Here is a 16,462-nt window from a genome sequence, read left to right on the forward strand (position 1 = left end):
CTTCTGCTCAGAGGCAGGGAAAACATCGTAAGCCGATGATTTCAATTAAGTTTTTGATCCATCCCGGCGCATTAACGCCGTTGCGCGGAAGATGAATATCAGACTCACCGCACCGGCCGCCCCGATCACTCCATCCCGCTGCGCGGGTTGTAGGGATGCTGGCTGCGCCATTTCTCCATCAGGGCCTCCAGTTCAGCATCCGAGCCGTCCGGCAAGGCAATCCGCACCGCGATGAAAAGGTCGCCGGCGGTGCCTTTGGCTTTTGGCATGCCCTTGCCCTTCAGCCGGAAGGTCCGGCCGCTGGTGGTGTTCTTGGGGATCGACAATTCCACCGCGCCGTCGAGCGTCGGCACGCGGACCTTGGCCCCGAGCACCGCCTCATAGAGCGTGATCGGCAGGTCGGCGCGCAGATTGTCGCCGTCTACCTTGAACACCGGATGGGGCGCGATGTTGAGGGTGATCAGCACATCGCCGGGCGGATGTCCTGGCGCGCTTTCGCCCTGCCCCTTGAGCCGGACCTGCTGGCCCGCGGTGACACCTTTCGGAATCCGGACATTGAGTTCCTTGCCGGTCGGCAGCCGAATGCGTTTCTCGCCGCCGTGCACGCTCTCTTCGAGAGACACGTTCAGCGCGACGCTGAGGTCGAGATCGGGGGCGGATGGCGCGTCGTATTCGAAGGTCCGCGCGCCTGCGCCGCCACGGCCACCGCGCACGCCACCGGCCGCGCCGCCGAACATGCTGTTGAGGATGTCTTCAAAGCCACCGCCGCCGGCACCCGGCCCACCGCCGCGGAAGCTGTACTCGAAGCCGCCGGGACCGCCGGCGCGGCCGGCACCGCCGCCTCCGGGAAACCCCTGGAAGCGTGGCTTGCCCTCGGCATCGATCTCGCCGCGGTCGAACTGCTTGCGCTTGTCCTCGTCGCCAACGATCTCGTTGGCCGAATTCACTTCGGCAAACCGCCCGGCAGCCTTCGGATCGTTCTTGTTGGCATCGGGGTGATGCTTCTTGGCGAGCTTGCGAAACGCGCTTTTGATCTCGGCAGCGCTGGCGTTCCGCTGCACCCCCAAGACCTCATAGGGGTCGCGCATCCGTCTCGTCTCCTTCGGGAAATGAAATCAAAGTCCAGAATCGAGCTGATTAGCCCTTCAGCCCCTCATCTGGGAAGCCCGTGGCATTTCTGCAACGGGTTCGAGGGGCCCATCAGCTCCGTTTCCAGGGCTGCATGGCGCGGATTTCCCAGCGGCTGCCGGCTTTGCAGGCTTCGCCCTGCAGCCAGGCCTCGGAGCGGCCCTTCACGTAGCTCGCCAGGAAATCCCGGCAGGTGCGACCCTCGGCGGTATAGGAACTGGCGAGCGGCGTCACCGATCCCCGCGCTCCGGTTTTGGGGTTTTCCCACGGCTGGCTGGAATCCTTGGCACCGCGGGTCAGGACGTCGGACGCCGCGTTGCGCGCGAATGCCATGTCGCTGTCGGTCGGCCCGTCATCGGCCGCGGGCGTCGGCGCGGGTTGCGACACCGGCGTGATCGAACCGGTGACCTCCGCCGGATCCACGACAGGCTCCGCCTTGGGCGTGGCCATCTGGCTCTGGCCGATCCGGTAGGAACAGCCGCCGCAGGTGGCCACCACAATCGCGGCCAGCACCGCCATCGCCCAGCGCGCACCGGATAGGCTATCGCCGTTCGATCCCCTATATAGGAGCGGTGATGCGTTCCTGAACGCTGGCCGATGCAACACGGGTACTCCACGCAAATGACTGATACGCCGACCATGGAACACCAATCCCAGTTAACAGCCGGTGATTTTACGGCGGCCGAGGAGCCGCTTGGGTTGTTTTCGGCCTGGTTTGCCGAGGCGAAGGTGTCCGAGCCGAATGATCCCAATGCGATGGCGCTGGCGACCGTGGGCGATGACGGGCTGCCGGACGTGCGCATGGTGCTGCTGAAGGGCTATGACGCTGATGGTTTCGTGTTCTACACCCACATCGCGAGCCAAAAGGGCCGCGAGCTTGCGGCCAATCCGAAGGCGGCGCTGTTGTTCCACTGGAAGTCGCTGCGCCGGCAGGTGCGTATCCGGGGTGCGGTGACGCCGGTCACAGCGGAGGAAGCCGACGCCTATTTCGCGACAAGGCCGAAACAGGCGCAGATCGGCGCCTGGGCCAGCAAGCAGTCGCAGCCACTGGAAAGCCGCTTCGCCTTCGAGCAGGCGATCGCCAGGGAGACCGCCAAACACCTGATCGGCGCCGTGCCGCGGCCGCCGGGCTGGAGCGGCTACCGGATCGCGCCGCTGGCCTTCGAGTTCTGGCACGACCGCCCGTTCCGCCTGCACGACCGCATCGAATTCCAGCGCAACTCTGAAGGCGGCTGGAGCAAGACCCGGCTTTATCCCTAACGCCAACCGGGCCTTGATGTGGCCTCGAACTTGCCCTCTGACACTGCCCGCGCCTGCAACCGAGAAACGAGACTTACCCCCCAATGGCCACCGCTCCCTCCAACACCCCGCGCCGCACGCTGCTTCTGACCGGCGCGAGCCGCGGCATCGGCCATGCCACCGTGATCCGCTTTTCCAGCGCCGGCTGGCGCGTCATCACCTGCTCGCGGCATCCGTTTCCCGAACAGTGCCCGTGGGACGCCGGCCCGGAGGATCACATCCAGGTCGACCTCTCCGACCCCGACAACACGCTCGACGCCATCAAGGAGATCCGCTCGCGGCTGGAGACCGGCGAACTGCATGCGCTGGTCAACAATGCCGCGATCTCGCCCAAGGCCAATGGCGGCGGCCGGCTCGGCACGCTCGACACCGACATGGAGACCTGGGCGAAAGTGTTCCGCGTCAACTTCATGGCGCCGATCATGCTGGCGCGCGGCCTGGTCGATGAACTGAAAGCCGCCAAAGGCTCGGTGGTGAACGTGACGTCGATTGCGGGCTCGCGCGTGCATCCGTTCGCGGGCGCGGCCTATGCGACATCAAAAGCGGCGCTGGCGTCGCTGACCCGCGAGATGGCCTCGGACTTCGGCCGCGTCGGCGTCCGCGTCAACGCCATCGCCCCCGGCGAAATCGACACCTCGATCCTCTCCCCCGGCACCGACAAGATCGTGGAGAGCCAGATCCCGATGCATCGCCTCGGCACGCCCGATGAAGTGGCCAAGATCATCTATGTGCTGTGCACGGAGACGAGTTCGTATGTCAACGGCGCGGAGATTCATATTAATGGTGGGCAGCATGTGTGAGGTGGGGCGCGGCTGTAACGGCTGATGAGTCGGAAGGCCGTGCTCCAATTTCTGCGTCATCACCGGGCTTGACCCGGTGATCCAGCTTCACTGAAGCTGCCGATAGAAAGCTGGATTGCCGGATCAAGTCCGGCAATGACGGAGTGGGGATGATGCGCATCGCCCCCACCGGCCATGACGCGGAATAGGGCGCAGCGCCTCGCTCCGTAGTCCCCCGCCTACAACAAATCCTCGACGATCTCCTGCGGCGTGGCGCAGAGGCGGTCGGCGCCGGCTTCCACAAGCTCGGCGTGGGTGCCGTAGCCGTAAAGCACGCCGATGGTGCGTTTCAGGGCGTTCTTGCGCGCGCCGATGATGTCGTGCTTGCGGTCGCCTATCATCACGGCGCTGGCCGGATCGACGGTGGCTTGCGCCAGCGCGTAGGCCAAAAGTTCGCCCTTGTCGCCACGGGTGCCGTCGAGCTCGGCGCCGAACACCCGCTCGAACGGGGCGCGCAGGCCGAAATGATCGATGATGCGCTCGGCGTACACCGCGGGCTTGCTGGTGGCGACGAACAGGCGCGCGCCGGAGGCCTGCAGCGACGACAGCACGGCTTCGATGCCGGGATAGACGCTGTTCTCGTAGAGCCCGATGTCGGCGAAGCGTTCGCGATACAGCGCGATGCCACGGTCGGCCTCGTCTTCATTGCCGAGCAGCGTGACAAAACTCGCGCGCAGCGGCGGGCCGATGCACCAGGTCAGTTCGTCCTGCGTGGGCACCACGCGACCCAGACGTTGCAGTGCGTACTGGATCGAGCGGGTGATGCCGGGCTTGGGATCGGTCAGCGTGCCGTCGAGGTCGAAGAAGATGCTGTCCATGGGATGCCGCTACAGCCACTTCTTCCACTTGAAGAACACATACGGCAGCACCGCGGCCAGCACCATGGCGCAGAGCGCGAAGGGATAGCCGTGCGACCATTCGAGTTCGGGCATCAGCTTGAAGTTCATGCCGTAGATCGAGGCGATCAGCGTCGGCGGCATCAGCACCACGGCCATCACCGAGAACAGCTTGATGATGTTGTTCTGCTCCAGATTGACCACGCCCAGCATGGCGTCGAGCACGAACTGGATCTTGTTGTTCAGGTATGAGGCGTGATCCGTCAGCGACTGCACGTCGCGCTGCATGGTCTTGAACACCGCCTTCTGTTCCTTGCTCCAGCGGCCGTTGTCGGTTTCCACCGCCACGAACGAGATGAGACGGCCGACCGACACCAGACTCTCGCGCACCTTGGAGACGAGGTCGCCCTTCTTGCCGATGATCAGCAGGATCTGCGAATAACTGCGGGCGTGGCCGCGCTCGGCGGAGGGCTCGAAGATCTGGTTGGAGACGCTGTCGACGTCGGCGCCGGCACGCTCCAGAATGTCGGCGTCCCGGTCGATCACCGCATCCAGCAGGTCGATCAGCACGTGGTCGCCGGTGATGCTGGCGGCGCAGTTGCGGGCGAGCTTGCCGGCCACCAGCAGGAACGGCTTCGGCTCGTCATAACGCACCGTGACCAGGCGATGGTCGGTCAGGATGAAGGTCACCGGCGTGGTGCGCGGGCTGCCTGAGTCGGTCGCGCACATCAGCGTGGCGGTCATGTAGCGGGCAGCGTTCTCGATGTAGAGCCGGCTGGAGATCTCGATCTCCTGCATGTCCTCGCGGGTGGGGATCTCGATGCCGACCAGCTTCTCGACCGCCTTGTCCTCGCCGGGCGACGGGGTCTTGAGGTCGATCCACACCGCCTCCGGCGGCAGCGCATCGAGGCTGAGATTGTCGATCCTCTTCAGCGTTCCGTCGGTGGGGACGTAGGCGGTCAGCATTCGTGAAACTCTCCAACTCGCGGCACATCGGCCGCCCCGTCCGGGACCTGAATACCGTCTCAGGCGATCCCTGCCAAAGCACAAATCACGACGATTCGTGCAAGCGTCCGATGGTTGAGCCCCCGCCTCTCTCCTCATCCCGAGGGGAGGGACGAGGCCACCGATGTGGCGGTGTACGGGCCTCATGGTTCGAGACGCGGCCATAGCAGCCGCAGGCTGCGTAAACTTGCCTGCGCGGCCGCTCCTCACCATGAGGAGAAAGTGGCAAGCGCCTGGATAGCACCCCAGGTTCAAAACCATTGTTTTGCAACGCAAACATGACACCGCGGGTAAGCCTTGCCGGATTTGCTCAAACCCGCGGCAACTGCCGCGAAAACTCCGCGGCATAAATGCCACAGGTTGTCCCTTGCATCGCGTCGAAGGGGCGGAACCGCTGGAATTACGACGCATTTTCGCGATAATCGGGACCAGCGGAATCGGCGGCTGGGGGCTGCCAGTCCAGCCAAAATGCGCTGGAGATTCAACGGGAACGTGGTCCATGCGGTCGTTCGGGTCGATAGTCGGATTGGTGGCCGCCGGTGTGCTGCTCACAAGCTGCATGCAAGCGACCTATGAGCAAACCAGTGACGCCGCCTTCACGCCGAGGGACAAGGCGTATCTCGCCAAGGTGAGTTACCAGAAGACCCCGGTGGCCGAGCCGTTCCGGCGCGCCATTGTCGATTATCACCGCAAGGAATCGCCGGGCTCGATCCTGGTCGATTCCGACAATCACTACCTCTACTACGTGCTGGATAGCGGCAAGGCGATCCGTTACGGCATCACGGTCGGCGAGGAAGCCATGGCGTGGTCGGGGATCGCGACCGTCGGCAACAAGGCCGAATGGCCGGCCTGGCATCCGACCAAGGGCGAGATCGAACGTCTCGGCGTACCCACCTTCGTCGCCGCCGGGCCGGACAATCCGATGGGCTCGCGGGCGATGTATCTTTATGCCGGCGGCAAGGACACGCTGTTTCGTATTCACGGCACCAACCAGCCGGAATACATCGGCGCCTCGATTTCCTCGGGCTGCATCCGCCTGACCAACGAAGACGCCATCGATCTCTACAACCGGGTCAAGGTCGGGTCCGTGGTCGTGGTGCTGCAGCCCAAGCAGGGCGACTCGCCGTACAATTCCAAGATGGCGCTTTACGGCGGGGGCAATGGCTACTGAGACGGTTTGTGCACATACAGCCAATTGCGCGCGTCAAAAGTGATGTGATGCGGTCACACCGCACCACAAAGTGATGCATTGCACACGTTCCAGGAGGCGAAAGGCTAAGCTTTTTAAACCGGATCGCGTAACAAGATGCTCGCGGTGGGCGAAGCTGCAACAAGACGGCGAACTGCAAGCAAAAAAGACGGCAAGCAAATAAAACGTAAGACGGTGTGGGACCGGACTTAAACAGACTTTGAGATCAACTGATCGTTTGGGAATGATGTGATGTCTATCGGAAGCAAACTGGGTCTGCTGCTGGTCAGCCTGACACTCGCCGGCTGCATGCAGGCCACTGTTTATGAGAAGTCCCCCGAGGCCAGCCTGAAACCGCGCGACAAGGAACAGCTCGCGAAAGCGCGCTATGAGAAAGTCGCCGTGGCCGAGCCGTTCCGCCGCGCCATCGTCACCTATCACCGCAAGGAAGCGCCGGGCTCGATCCTGGTCGATTCCGACAACCATTACCTCTACTACGTGATGGATGGCGGCAAGGCGATCCGCTACGGCGTCACCGTGGGCGAAGAGGCCCTGGCCTTCTCCGGCATCGCCCGCGTCGGCAACATGCAGGAATGGCCGAAGTGGACCCCGACCGCGGACATCCACAAGCGCATCGAAGGCCTGCCGCAGCAGGTCGCCGGCGGCGTCGACAACCCGCTCGGCGCACGCGCGCTGTATCTCTACCAGGGCAACAAGGATACGCTGTTCCGGATTCACGGCACCAACCAGCCGGAATACATCGGCTCCTCGATCTCGTCCGGCTGCATCCGCATGACCAACGAAGACGTCATCGACCTCTACAGCCGCGTCAAGCAGAACGCAGTGGTGGTGGTGCTCGAGCCGAAACAGGGCGACTCGCCGTACAATTCCAAGCTGGCGCTGCAGGGCGCGGGCGGTTCGCCGTACTGATGCGGTGAGGCGAGGCTGAGATTGAAGAAAGCGCTGGATGAGTCCGGCGCTTTTTTTGTTTTGGGGGGCGTGACGAAGGCGCTTTGGCCGTGTGTGCGATGCGCCACATCCCCACTCCGTCATCACCCGTCGGTGATGTGGTCGGACTGAACATCAAGCCCGGTGATGATGCAGAAATTGGTGATGCGCCTCGACTCCATCAGGTTAGGCGTCCCGCCCCCCTCAAAACTTCGGCAGCGGCAGTCCGAAGAATGACGGTTGCTGGCGGCGTTTGCGTTTTTTCTTGGCGGGCGGCGGTTTGGCGGCGGCGGGAGGTGCGGCGTTTGGCTGTGGCGGGGTGGGCTCGGCCGGCTGCGCTGAGGTGTCGGGCTGCGCGGTCTCGCTGGCGGCAGGCTCGCTCGTGTCCGGCTGAGACGGCGCGGACTCAGCCGGTGTCGGCGACGTTGCGGCTTCGGGCGTCCTGGATTTCGGCGCTCTGGATTTCGCGGCCGCTTTGGCCGCCTTCGTTTTCGACTGTTTGGACTTGGCCGCCGGCGCGGCGGGCACGGGCTCAGCGACCTCAGCCTCGGTGGCTTGCGGCTCGGCCTGCTGCTGTTGCGCGGGCGCCGGCTGGGACGGCTGTTGCTGCACGGGCGCCGATTGCTGCTGTGCCGGATGCTCCGCCCCCGCCACCTCGCGTGGCGGCGCCTCATCGGGACGCTCCGCCGGCAGCAGCGGCGCGACGGCGGGCAGCGGGTCGTACACGTTCCACTGGCAGATGCGGTAATTGCCGCGGCGCTCGGCGAGGTCGAGGTGGATGTGGTCCTCGTGGTACCAGTCGGAGCCCGGGCCGAGCACGGTGGCGAAACGTTTGCAGACCGACAACAGCACCTGCTCACGCACCTCGCGCGACTCCGAACGATCGGTCAGCGAGATGAACCTGCCGCTGGCGAGTTTCACGCCGCGCACGTCCAGCGCATTGGCTTTGCCGTGTTCGGAGAGTTGCGCGCCCTTGATGCGGTTGCGCCCGCGGCATTCGAAGGAATCGAAATTGTCGACCTCGCTGAGGCCCGATCCAAGCTTCTCCGCCAGCGCGGCCATGTCGGAACGCACCCAGTCGGCGATCGCGCTGGCCATGGTGCAACGGAGAATCGCCGCCGGCTTCATCGGCACCCGCTTGCCACCGGCCAGCACCACCGCCTCGAGCCGCACCAGGTCCTCGCCGCCGCAGGCGCCGGGGCCGCGGATCGGCGGGAGGCTGGGGGCGATCGCGATGGCCTCGGTCAGCGCCAAGCGACAGGGCGACGGCGGTGGCTCGGCGGGCTTGTGAGCGGCCTTCTCATTGGTGGTCTGCTCACTGGCTTTCTCGTCCGCGGACGACGGCTCGGCCTCTGGCCCACCGCTCCGCGGGAGATTATTTTTCTCCCGTTGCCCCCCTCTGGAATCTTGCACGCCAGGCGCATCCACCGGCCGCGGCTTCGGCAACGGCACGGCGCCTCGGCCATCGGCCGAGTACGCCCAAAACATCGGCAACAGAACGACGGCGACAGTCGCGAGAGCACGGCGGTATGAGGCGAAAACACCGTGATCCGTCACCCTGAGGTGGCCATCCACAGGATGGCCCTCGAAGGGCGACGGCCGCGGGCTCTCGGGCCGTCGTCCTTCGAGGGCCGCGCTACGCACGGCCACCTCAGGATAACGGGAAAAATGGCGGAGCCAGTCTACACCAACAGCCAATGTCCTTTGGCCGCAGAGCGTTAGCCGAGATGCCCATTTGCCACATCCCCCGTCCGTACTAGACTTCATTCCAAATTCAATCCAATTCGAATCCCCGCCAACAGGGGATGACATAAACAGCCTGCCAGGAGGAGACGTCGGATGCTCGGTTTGATGCAAAATTGGCCACTGCTGACCCATCGGATTATCGATCACGCAGCTCGGATCCACGGCAAGCAGGAGGTGGTGACCCGCTCGGTCGAGGGACCCATACATCGGACCAATTACGCCGAAATCCGGACCCGTGCGCTGAAAGTTGCGCAAAAACTCGATCGCGAAGGCATCAAGCTCGGCGACCGTGTCGCCACCATCGCCTGGAACACCTGGCGTCATCTGGAATGCTGGTACGGCATCATGGGCATCGGCGCGGTCTGCCACACCGTGAACCCGCGGCTGTTCCCGGACCAGATCGCCTGGATCATCAATCACGCGCAGGATCGCATCGTCATCACCGACCTCACCTTCATGCCGATCCTGGAGAAGATCGCAGGCTCGCTTCCGAGCGTTGAGCGCTACATCGTGCTCACCGACAAGGCGCACATGCCGCAGACCACATTGAAGAACGCGGTCGCCTATGAGGACTGGATTGCGGATGCCGACGGGACCTTCAAGTGGAAGGAGTTCGACGAGAACACCGCGGCCGCCATGTGCTACACCTCCGGCACCACGGGCGATCCGAAGGGCGTGCTGTATTCGCACCGCTCCAATGTGATGCACGCGCTGATGGCCAACACCGGCGACTCGCTGGGCGCTTGCGCCGCGGACACCATGCTGCCGGTGGTGCCGCTGTTCCACGCCAACAGCTGGGGCATCGCCTTCTCCGCACCCTCGATGGGCACCAAGCTGGTGATGCCCGGCGCCAAGATGGACGGCGCATCGATCTATGAGCTGATGGACACCGAGAAGGTGACGTACACCGCCGGCGTGCCGACGGTGTGGCTGATGCTGCTCAATCACATGGCCAGCAACAAGCTGACCCTGCCGAACCTGAAGATGGTGGTGTGCGGCGGCTCGGCGATGCCGCGCTCGATGATCAAGGCGTTTGTCGACATGGGCATCCAGGCGCGCCACGCCTGGGGCATGACCGAGATGAGCCCGATCGGTACCCTCGCCGCACTCAAGCCGCCGTTCGACAAACTCGAAGGCGACGCCAAACTCGACATCCTGCAGACGCAAGGCTACCCGCCGTTCGGCGTGCAGATGAAGATCACCGACGACGAGGGCAAGGAACTGCCGTGGGACGGCAAGACCTTCGGGCGGCTCAAGGTGAGCGGGCCTTCGGTGTCCCGGGCGTATTTCCGCGTCGACACCAACATCCTGGACGACGACGGCTTCTTCGACACCGGCGACGTCGCCACCATCGATGCCGACGGCTACATGCGCATCACCGATCGCTCCAAGGACGTGATCAAGTCAGGCGGCGAGTGGATCTCGTCCATTGATCTGGAGAATTTGGCGGTCGGCCACCCCAAGGTGGCGGAAGCCGCCGTCATCGGCGTGGTGCATCCGAAGTGGGACGAGCGGCCGCTTTTGATCGTGCAACTCAAGGAGGGCCAGAGCGCCACGCGCGAGGAGATTTTGGCCTACATGGACGGCAAGATCGCCAAGTGGTGGATGCCGGACGACGTGGCGTTCGTCACCGCGATCCCCCACACCGCCACGGGCAAGATCTTGAAGACGGCGCTGCGGGACCAGTTCAAGGATTATTCGCTGCCGACTGCCGCGGCGTGAGGCTTTGCTGAGACGATGAAGTAGCCCGGGTGAGCGACAGCGACACCCGGGACAGGCCCGCCCCGGATATCGCGCGAGAGCGCTCATCCGGGCTACGAGGCTGAGAGACACGCAGCGCCTCTCCACACTCGGTGTCATCGCCCGGCCGAAGGACCGGGCGATCCAGTATCCGGGAGCAGATGTGAGAGAAAGGATGCGCCGGCAAAGCCCGGTGGCCGCCGCTTCGGACTTCGGCGTTTGGACCATGAGCGTCACCGCCTACTGGGTCCCAAGCGACTCGGCTACGCCGAGTCGCAGAGGTCAAGCCGGGGGACGACACTGAGGGAATCGGAACACCTTGCAACTCATCACCGTCACCCCTTGTTTTTGCCACCCCGCCGTGGTCTCAACCGCCATTCTTCAGCCCCGGCCACCCGCCGGGCCCGCATGATTGACGCTTCAGGATTGACCAGGACTCCCATGGCCCGCAGGTTTGCCGCGCCCTATCAGCTGGAACCGGTGTCGGTGCTTGCCACCTGGGCACGGTATCTGGCGGTGTTTGCGCTGGTGGCGGGCGCGGGGTCGATCATCATCATCCGGTTCGGGTTCCTGGAATTCCGGCCGGCGCTGATCACGTTTTTCGGGGCGCTGGGGCTGGCGGCGCTGTCGATCCTGGTGGCGTTCGCGGCGTTTGCGGCGATCTGGCAGAACGGCTCGCGCGGCATGGGGCGTATCCTGGTGGCGCTGCTGCTGGATATCGCCATCCTCGCCTACCCGGCCTATCTCGCGGTCCAGTACCGCAAGCTGCCGGCGATCCATGACATCACCACCGACCCGATCGACCCGCCGCGGTTCGATGCGCTGGCGCGGCTGCGCGCCGGCGACGGCGCCAACCCCGCGGCTTATGCCGGGCTCTATTCCGCCGAGCAGCAGCACACGGCGTATCCGGACATCGAACCGGTGACGCTGGAGGCGACGCCGCAGAAGGCGTTCGACGAGGTGCTGAAGCTGGTCAACAAACGCAAGTGGCTGATCATCGACGAGCGCGCGCCGCAGCCGCCGCGCCTGGTCGGCCGCATCGAGGCGGTGGCGCGCACACCCATCATGGGCTTTCGCGAGGACGTCTCGATCCGGGTGCAGCCCGACACCGACGGCGCCCGCGTCGATATCCGCTCGTCGTCACGTTATTTCGAGCACGACCTCGGCACCAACGCGGCGCGGGTCAGCAAGCTGATCGATGATCTCAACGATGCGGTGGACAACGCCACCTCGCGGGCGATGAAGAAGCAGCTGGCTCCGGCGAAGGCGGCACCGGCGCCGAAGGCGGCCGTGAAGCGGACGCAGTGAGGGATGGGTGGGCGGAGTGTTATGCGAGACACGCAGCGCCTCCCCACTCTCCGCGTCATCCGCGGGCTTGACCCGCGGATCCAGCTTCCTTCGACACACGCATTGAGCGCTTAAGCTGGATCACCGGGTCAAGCCCGGTGATGACGGAGTGGGGATGGAAGCACCCCGCCACCCACTCCCGTCATGCCCGCACCTGTTGCGGGCATCCACGACTTAACGGCACCTCAGCAAAGCAAGACGTGGATGTATCCGCGACTTGGCCAAGCCAAGTCGCTGAGGACAAGCCCGGCCATGACGCCGAATATGGAGAAACGCCTCACACCAGCCGATACACCCCGCCGATCACCGGATCGCCTGATGTCGCCACCACGTTGCGGGCGACGAGGTCTTCGAGGTGCGCCAGCACGGAGTAACCCGCAGCCCCCGTGAGCCGCGGATCGATGCCGATATAGATGGCGCGCACCAGGGTCTGGATATCGGCTTCGCCTTTGGCCAGGCGATGCAGGATGGACGCCTCGCGTGCCTTGCGATGGCGGATCAGGAAACGCACGAAGCGGCGGGCGTCGGGGATGGTGGGGCCGTGGCCGGAGAAATAGACGTCTTCCTCGCGCGCGGCGAGGCGATCCAGCGAGGCCATGTAGTCGACCATGGATCCATCAGGCGGCGCCACGATGGAGGTGGACCAGCCCATCACATGATCGCCGATGAACATCAGCTTGCGCTCGGGCCAGGCGAAGGCGATGTGGTTCGCGGTGTGGCCCGGCGTGTACACCGTCTCCAGCGTCCAGCCGTCGCCATGGATCAGCTCGCCGTCGGCGAGACGCACATCGGGGACGAAATCGCGGTCGGCGCCGGATTCAGTGGTGATCTTTTCGCTCTCATAACGCGGCCGCGAGGCGCGGTGTGGTCCCTCGGCATAGACGGTGGCGCCGGTGGCGGCCTTGATCCGCGGCGTGTTCGGTGAATGATCCCTGTGGGTGTGGGTGACCAGGATGTGCGTCACCTCCTCGCCCTGCACGGCGGCAAGCAGCGCCTGCGCATGCGCCTCGTTGTCCGGCCCCGGATCGATGATCGCCACCTTGCCGCGGCCGACGATGTAGCTGACCGTGCCGGTGAAGGTGAAGGGCGAGGGGTTAGCACAGACAATGCGGCGCACGCCGGGGACGGGTTCGTCGACGATGCCGGGGGCAAGAGGGAAGTCGCGGTTGAAGGGGATGTCGTCGGTGTCGGGGGTGGTGGTGTCGGCCATGAGGACGGCTCCGGCGTGATGTTGTTTTTCTCCGTCATTGCCGGGCTTGACCCGGCAATCCAGCTTTCTCGGCAAGTTCAGTGAAGATGGATCATGACCGCGACTTGGCGCAGCCAAGTCGCTGAGGTCAAGCCCGGTGATGACGGAGTGGGGATGATGCGCCTCGACATCCACCACCGTCATGGCCGGGCTTGTCCCGGCCATCCACGTCTTGCTTGCTGCCACGTCGTCAAGACGTGGATGTATCCGCGACTTGGCGAAGCCAAGTCGCTGAGCACAAGGCCGGGCATGACGCAGAATGTATGGCAGGGCTTTGCCCCACTCTCTGCGTCATCACCGGGCTTGACCCGGTGATCCAGCTCCAAACGCACCGCATGTGGTGAGCAAGCTGGATTGCCGGGTCAAGCCCGGCAATGACGGAGTGGGGAGGAAGCGCCGCGGCACTCACCGCGTTCCTCACCCAAAGCCCCTCACGAAAACGCCTGGATCCCCGTGATCGCACGGCCCAGGATCAGCGCGTGCACATCGTGCGTGCCTTCATAGGTGTTCACCGTTTCCAAATTCTGCGCATGGCGCATGACCTGGAATTCGCTGGAGATGCCGTTGCCGCCGTGCATGTCGCGGGCGACGCGGGCGATGTCCAGCGCCTTGCCGCAGTTGTTGCGCTTGACGATGGAGATCATCTCCGGCGCCATCTGGCCGGCGTCCATCAGGCGGCCGACCTGCAGCGAACCCTGCAGCCCGAGCGAAATCTCGGTCATCATGTCGGCGAGCTTCTTCTGCACCAGTTGCGTCGCGGCGAGCGGGCGGCCGAACTGCTTGCGGTCGAGGGTGTATTGCCGGGCGCGGTGGAAGCAGTCTTCCGCGGCGCCCATGGCGCCCCAGGAGATGCCGTAGCGGGCGCGGTTGAGGCAGCCGAACGGGCCTTTCAGTCCCGAGACATTCGGCAGCAGGTTTTCTTCCGGCACGATCACGCCATCCATCACGATCTCGCCGGTGATCGAGGCACGTAAGCTGAGCTTGCCCTTGATCTTGGGCGCGGACAGACCCTTCATGCCCTTCTCAAGCACGAAGCCGCGGATCTGGTTGTCATGCGCGGCTGATTTCGCCCACACCACGAACACGTCGGCGATCGGCGCGTTGGAGATCCACATCTTGCTGCCGGTGAGGCGATAACCGTCCGACACTTTTTCGGCGCGGGTCTTCATGCCGCCGGGATCGGAGCCGGCATCCGGCTCGGTGAGGCCGAAGCAGCCGACCCATTCGCCCGAGGCGAGCTTGGGCAGGAATTTCTTGCGCTGGGCGTCGTCGCCATAGGCATAGATCGGATACATCACGAGCGAGGACTGCACGCTGTTCATGGAGCGGTAGCCGGAATCCACCCGCTCGACCTCACGCGCCACCAGGCCATAGGCGACATAACCGGCATTGGCGCAGCCATATTCCTCGGGGAAGGTGACGCCGATCAGGCCGAGCTCGCCCATTTCGCGGAAAATCTCGCGATCGGTGTGCTCCTCGAGATAGGCCTCGGTGACGCGCGGCTGCAGCTTCTCCTGGGCATACTGGCGCGCGGTGTCGCGGATCATGCGCTCGTCTTCGGTGAGCTGGCTCTCGAGCAGGAACGGATCGTCCCACTGGAACGAGGCCTTCTCCGCCTTGTCCTTGGTCTGCGCACGCACGCTCATGGGATGTCCCCTTTCCTGCTGAAATGTTTGATCATTTAGGCCGGGCCGAACCCGCTGCCTGTTGGCGCGCAGGTTACGGCCTTAGGCTAAAGTTGCAAGGGCCCCAAGGCGCAGAGCCCTATGCACGGGTTGTTTGTATACGAATGAATTTGGTGGCGGAATTATTTTAGACTTAAAGGAATTGGATGGCAATGGGGGGATGGAGCGTGTGCCGGCGGCGTGTGGTCGATGTGTGCCGGGCGCCCTCTCCACCGCACTCCGTCATGGCCGGGCTTGACCCGGCCATCCAGCTTGTTGGCAGCAGACGCGTTGAGAAAGCTGGACCCGCGGGTCAAGCCCGCGGGTGACGCAGAGGAGATGATACGCCCCGGCCCCCAAGGGCCGCCCCCTACCCCTCAAACGGCTCGCTGCACACAATCTCGATCCCAAACCCGCCGAGGCCCTTGTAGTCGTGGGACGACGACGACAGGTTGCGGATGGAGCAGACCCCTAAGTCGCGCAGGATCTGGGCGCCGACGCCGACTTCGCGCCATTGCCGGTTGCGGTCGGCTTCCGCCGAGGACGGGGTGTCCAGCGGCTCCACCGGGACGCCGGCGGCGCCGTCGCGCAGGTAGACCAGCACGCCGCGCCCCTCCTTCTTGATCGCCTCCAGCGCCTTGATGACGCTCTGGGAGCCCATGAACACATCCTTGATGATGTTCGGCTTGTGGAAACGGGTCAGCACATTCTTGCCGTCGCCGATGCCGCCATAGACGAAGGCGACGTGATAGATCGGATCGAACGGCGAGCGGTAGGCATGGCCTTCCAGCTTGCCGATCGGCGAGTCCACCGTAAACGTCGAGACGCGTTCGATCAGCTTCTCCCGCGCCTGCCGGTAGGAAATCATGTCGGCAATGGTGACGTGCTTGAGATTATTTGTCTTGGCGAAGTCCGCGACCTGGGCGCCCTTCATCACGGTGCCGTCGTCGTTCATCAGTTCGCTGATGACGCCGACCAGCGGCAGGCCGGAGAGTTTGCAGAGATCAATGGCCGCTTCGGTGTGGCCGGAGCGCAAGAGCACGCCGCCGTCCCGCGCGATCAGCGGAAAGATATGCCCGGGGCGGGCGAAATCGGCGGCGCCGACATTGGGATTGGCCAGGGCGCGGCAGCAGGCGGTGCGCTCCTCCGCCGAGATGCCGGTGGTCATGCCCGGCTTGTAGTCGATCGATACCGTGAAGGCGGTGGAATGATTGGAATCATTGTGCGCCACCATCGGATCGAGCCGCAGCCGACGCGCATTCTCGGTGGTGATCGGGGCGCAGACGATGCCGGAGGTGTGGCGGACGATGAAGGCCATCTTCTCCGCGGTGCACAACGACGCCGCGACAATCAGATCGCCCTCGCCCTCGCGATCCTCGTCATCGGTAACCACCACGATCTCGCCGGCGGCAAAGGCTTTCAGGACCTCGGGAATAGGATGGGGCATAGGGGCTCGCTCAAAGGTCAATCTG

The 16,462-nt window shown here is 64.4% G+C and carries 14 protein-coding genes; 6 read left to right on the forward strand and 8 right to left on the reverse strand.

Annotation, left to right across the window (positions count from 1 at the left end; all coding sequences use genetic code 11):
* Positions 1 to 125: 125 nt before the first annotated feature.
* Positions 126 to 1,088, reverse strand: a complete 963-nt coding sequence (locus RS897_RS41435; RefSeq protein WP_315834429.1) for a DnaJ C-terminal domain-containing protein — start codon at positions 1,086 to 1,088, stop codon at positions 126 to 128.
* Positions 1,089 to 1,200: 112 nt separating this feature from the next.
* Positions 1,201 to 1,647, reverse strand: coding sequence for an RT0821/Lpp0805 family surface protein (locus tag RS897_RS41440; RefSeq protein ID WP_407654400.1), 447 nt, complete (start codon positions 1,645 to 1,647; stop codon positions 1,201 to 1,203).
* Positions 1,648 to 1,749: 102 nt separating this feature from the next.
* Between RS897_RS41440 and pdxH the strand changes: the two genes are divergently transcribed.
* Both pdxH and RS897_RS41450 read left to right on the forward strand, forming a co-directional pair.
* Positions 1,750 to 2,388 carry a pyridoxamine 5'-phosphate oxidase gene (gene pdxH / locus RS897_RS41445; RefSeq protein WP_315834431.1) on the forward strand — a complete coding sequence of 213 codons (639 nt, stop codon included), beginning with the start codon at positions 1,750 to 1,752 and terminating at the stop codon, positions 2,386 to 2,388.
* An 83-nt stretch (positions 2,389 to 2,471) separates the two neighbouring features.
* A complete protein-coding gene (locus tag RS897_RS41450; RefSeq protein WP_315834432.1) occupies positions 2,472 to 3,227 on the forward strand; it encodes an SDR family NAD(P)-dependent oxidoreductase in 756 nt (251 codons plus the stop codon).
* A 218-nt stretch (positions 3,228 to 3,445) separates the two neighbouring features.
* On the opposite strand, the gene RS897_RS41455 is transcribed toward RS897_RS41450, so the two are convergent.
* A complete protein-coding gene (locus tag RS897_RS41455) occupies positions 3,446 to 4,084 on the reverse strand; it encodes an HAD family hydrolase (RefSeq protein ID WP_315834433.1) in 639 nt (212 codons plus the stop codon).
* Positions 4,085 to 4,093: 9 nt separating this feature from the next.
* Entirely contained in the window at positions 4,094 to 5,068 is a 975-nt protein-coding gene (locus RS897_RS41460; RefSeq protein WP_315834434.1) for a magnesium transporter CorA family protein, read from the reverse strand.
* A 538-nt stretch (positions 5,069 to 5,606) separates the two neighbouring features.
* Between RS897_RS41460 and RS897_RS41465 the strand changes: the two genes are divergently transcribed.
* Together RS897_RS41465 and RS897_RS41470 are read left to right on the forward strand one after the other, a co-directional pair.
* The gene (locus RS897_RS41465) at positions 5,607 to 6,278 is read left to right on the forward strand and encodes a L,D-transpeptidase (RefSeq protein WP_315834435.1); all 672 of its coding nucleotides are present in this window, start codon (positions 5,607 to 5,609) and stop codon (positions 6,276 to 6,278) included.
* Between the two features lie 270 nt (positions 6,279 to 6,548).
* Positions 6,549 to 7,226, forward strand: coding sequence for a L,D-transpeptidase (locus RS897_RS41470; protein WP_407654401.1), 678 nt, complete (start codon positions 6,549 to 6,551; stop codon positions 7,224 to 7,226).
* A gap of 222 nt (positions 7,227 to 7,448) precedes the next feature.
* Here the strand turns inward: RS897_RS41470 and RS897_RS41475 are convergent, their stop codons facing one another.
* A complete protein-coding gene (locus tag RS897_RS41475; protein WP_315838919.1) occupies positions 7,449 to 8,732 on the reverse strand; it encodes an extensin family protein in 1,284 nt (427 codons plus the stop codon).
* A gap of 351 nt (positions 8,733 to 9,083) precedes the next feature.
* Here RS897_RS41475 and RS897_RS41480 point away from each other — a divergent pair, with 351 nt between their 5' ends.
* Positions 9,084 to 10,712: a fatty-acid--CoA ligase gene (locus tag RS897_RS41480; RefSeq protein ID WP_315834437.1), complete on the forward strand. Its 1,629-nt coding sequence runs from the start codon at positions 9,084 to 9,086 to the stop codon at positions 10,710 to 10,712.
* Positions 10,713 to 11,171: 459 nt separating this feature from the next.
* Complete coding sequence (locus RS897_RS41485) at positions 11,172 to 12,038, forward strand: DUF1499 domain-containing protein (protein WP_315834438.1); 867 nt, start codon at positions 11,172 to 11,174, stop codon at positions 12,036 to 12,038.
* 316 nt (positions 12,039 to 12,354) lie between these two features.
* Here RS897_RS41485 and RS897_RS41490 read toward each other — a convergent pair whose 3' ends face one another.
* The 3 genes from RS897_RS41490 to ribB form a co-directional block, all read right to left on the reverse strand.
* On the reverse strand, positions 12,355 to 13,287 hold the full coding sequence (locus tag RS897_RS41490; RefSeq protein WP_315834439.1) for an MBL fold metallo-hydrolase: 933 nt from the start codon (positions 13,285 to 13,287) through the stop codon (positions 12,355 to 12,357).
* A gap of 470 nt (positions 13,288 to 13,757) precedes the next feature.
* Complete coding sequence (locus RS897_RS41495; protein ID WP_315834440.1) at positions 13,758 to 14,972, reverse strand: acyl-CoA dehydrogenase; 1,215 nt, start codon at positions 14,970 to 14,972, stop codon at positions 13,758 to 13,760.
* Positions 14,973 to 15,360: 388 nt separating this feature from the next.
* The gene (gene ribB, locus RS897_RS41500; protein WP_315834441.1) at positions 15,361 to 16,437 is read right to left on the reverse strand and encodes a 3,4-dihydroxy-2-butanone-4-phosphate synthase; all 1,077 of its coding nucleotides are present in this window, start codon (positions 16,435 to 16,437) and stop codon (positions 15,361 to 15,363) included.
* Positions 16,438 to 16,462: the final 25 nt, after the last annotated feature.

It is taken from the genome of Bradyrhizobium prioriisuperbiae (genome assembly GCF_032397745.1).
GTDB lineage: Bacteria > Pseudomonadota > Alphaproteobacteria > Rhizobiales > Xanthobacteraceae > Bradyrhizobium_A > Bradyrhizobium_A prioriisuperbiae.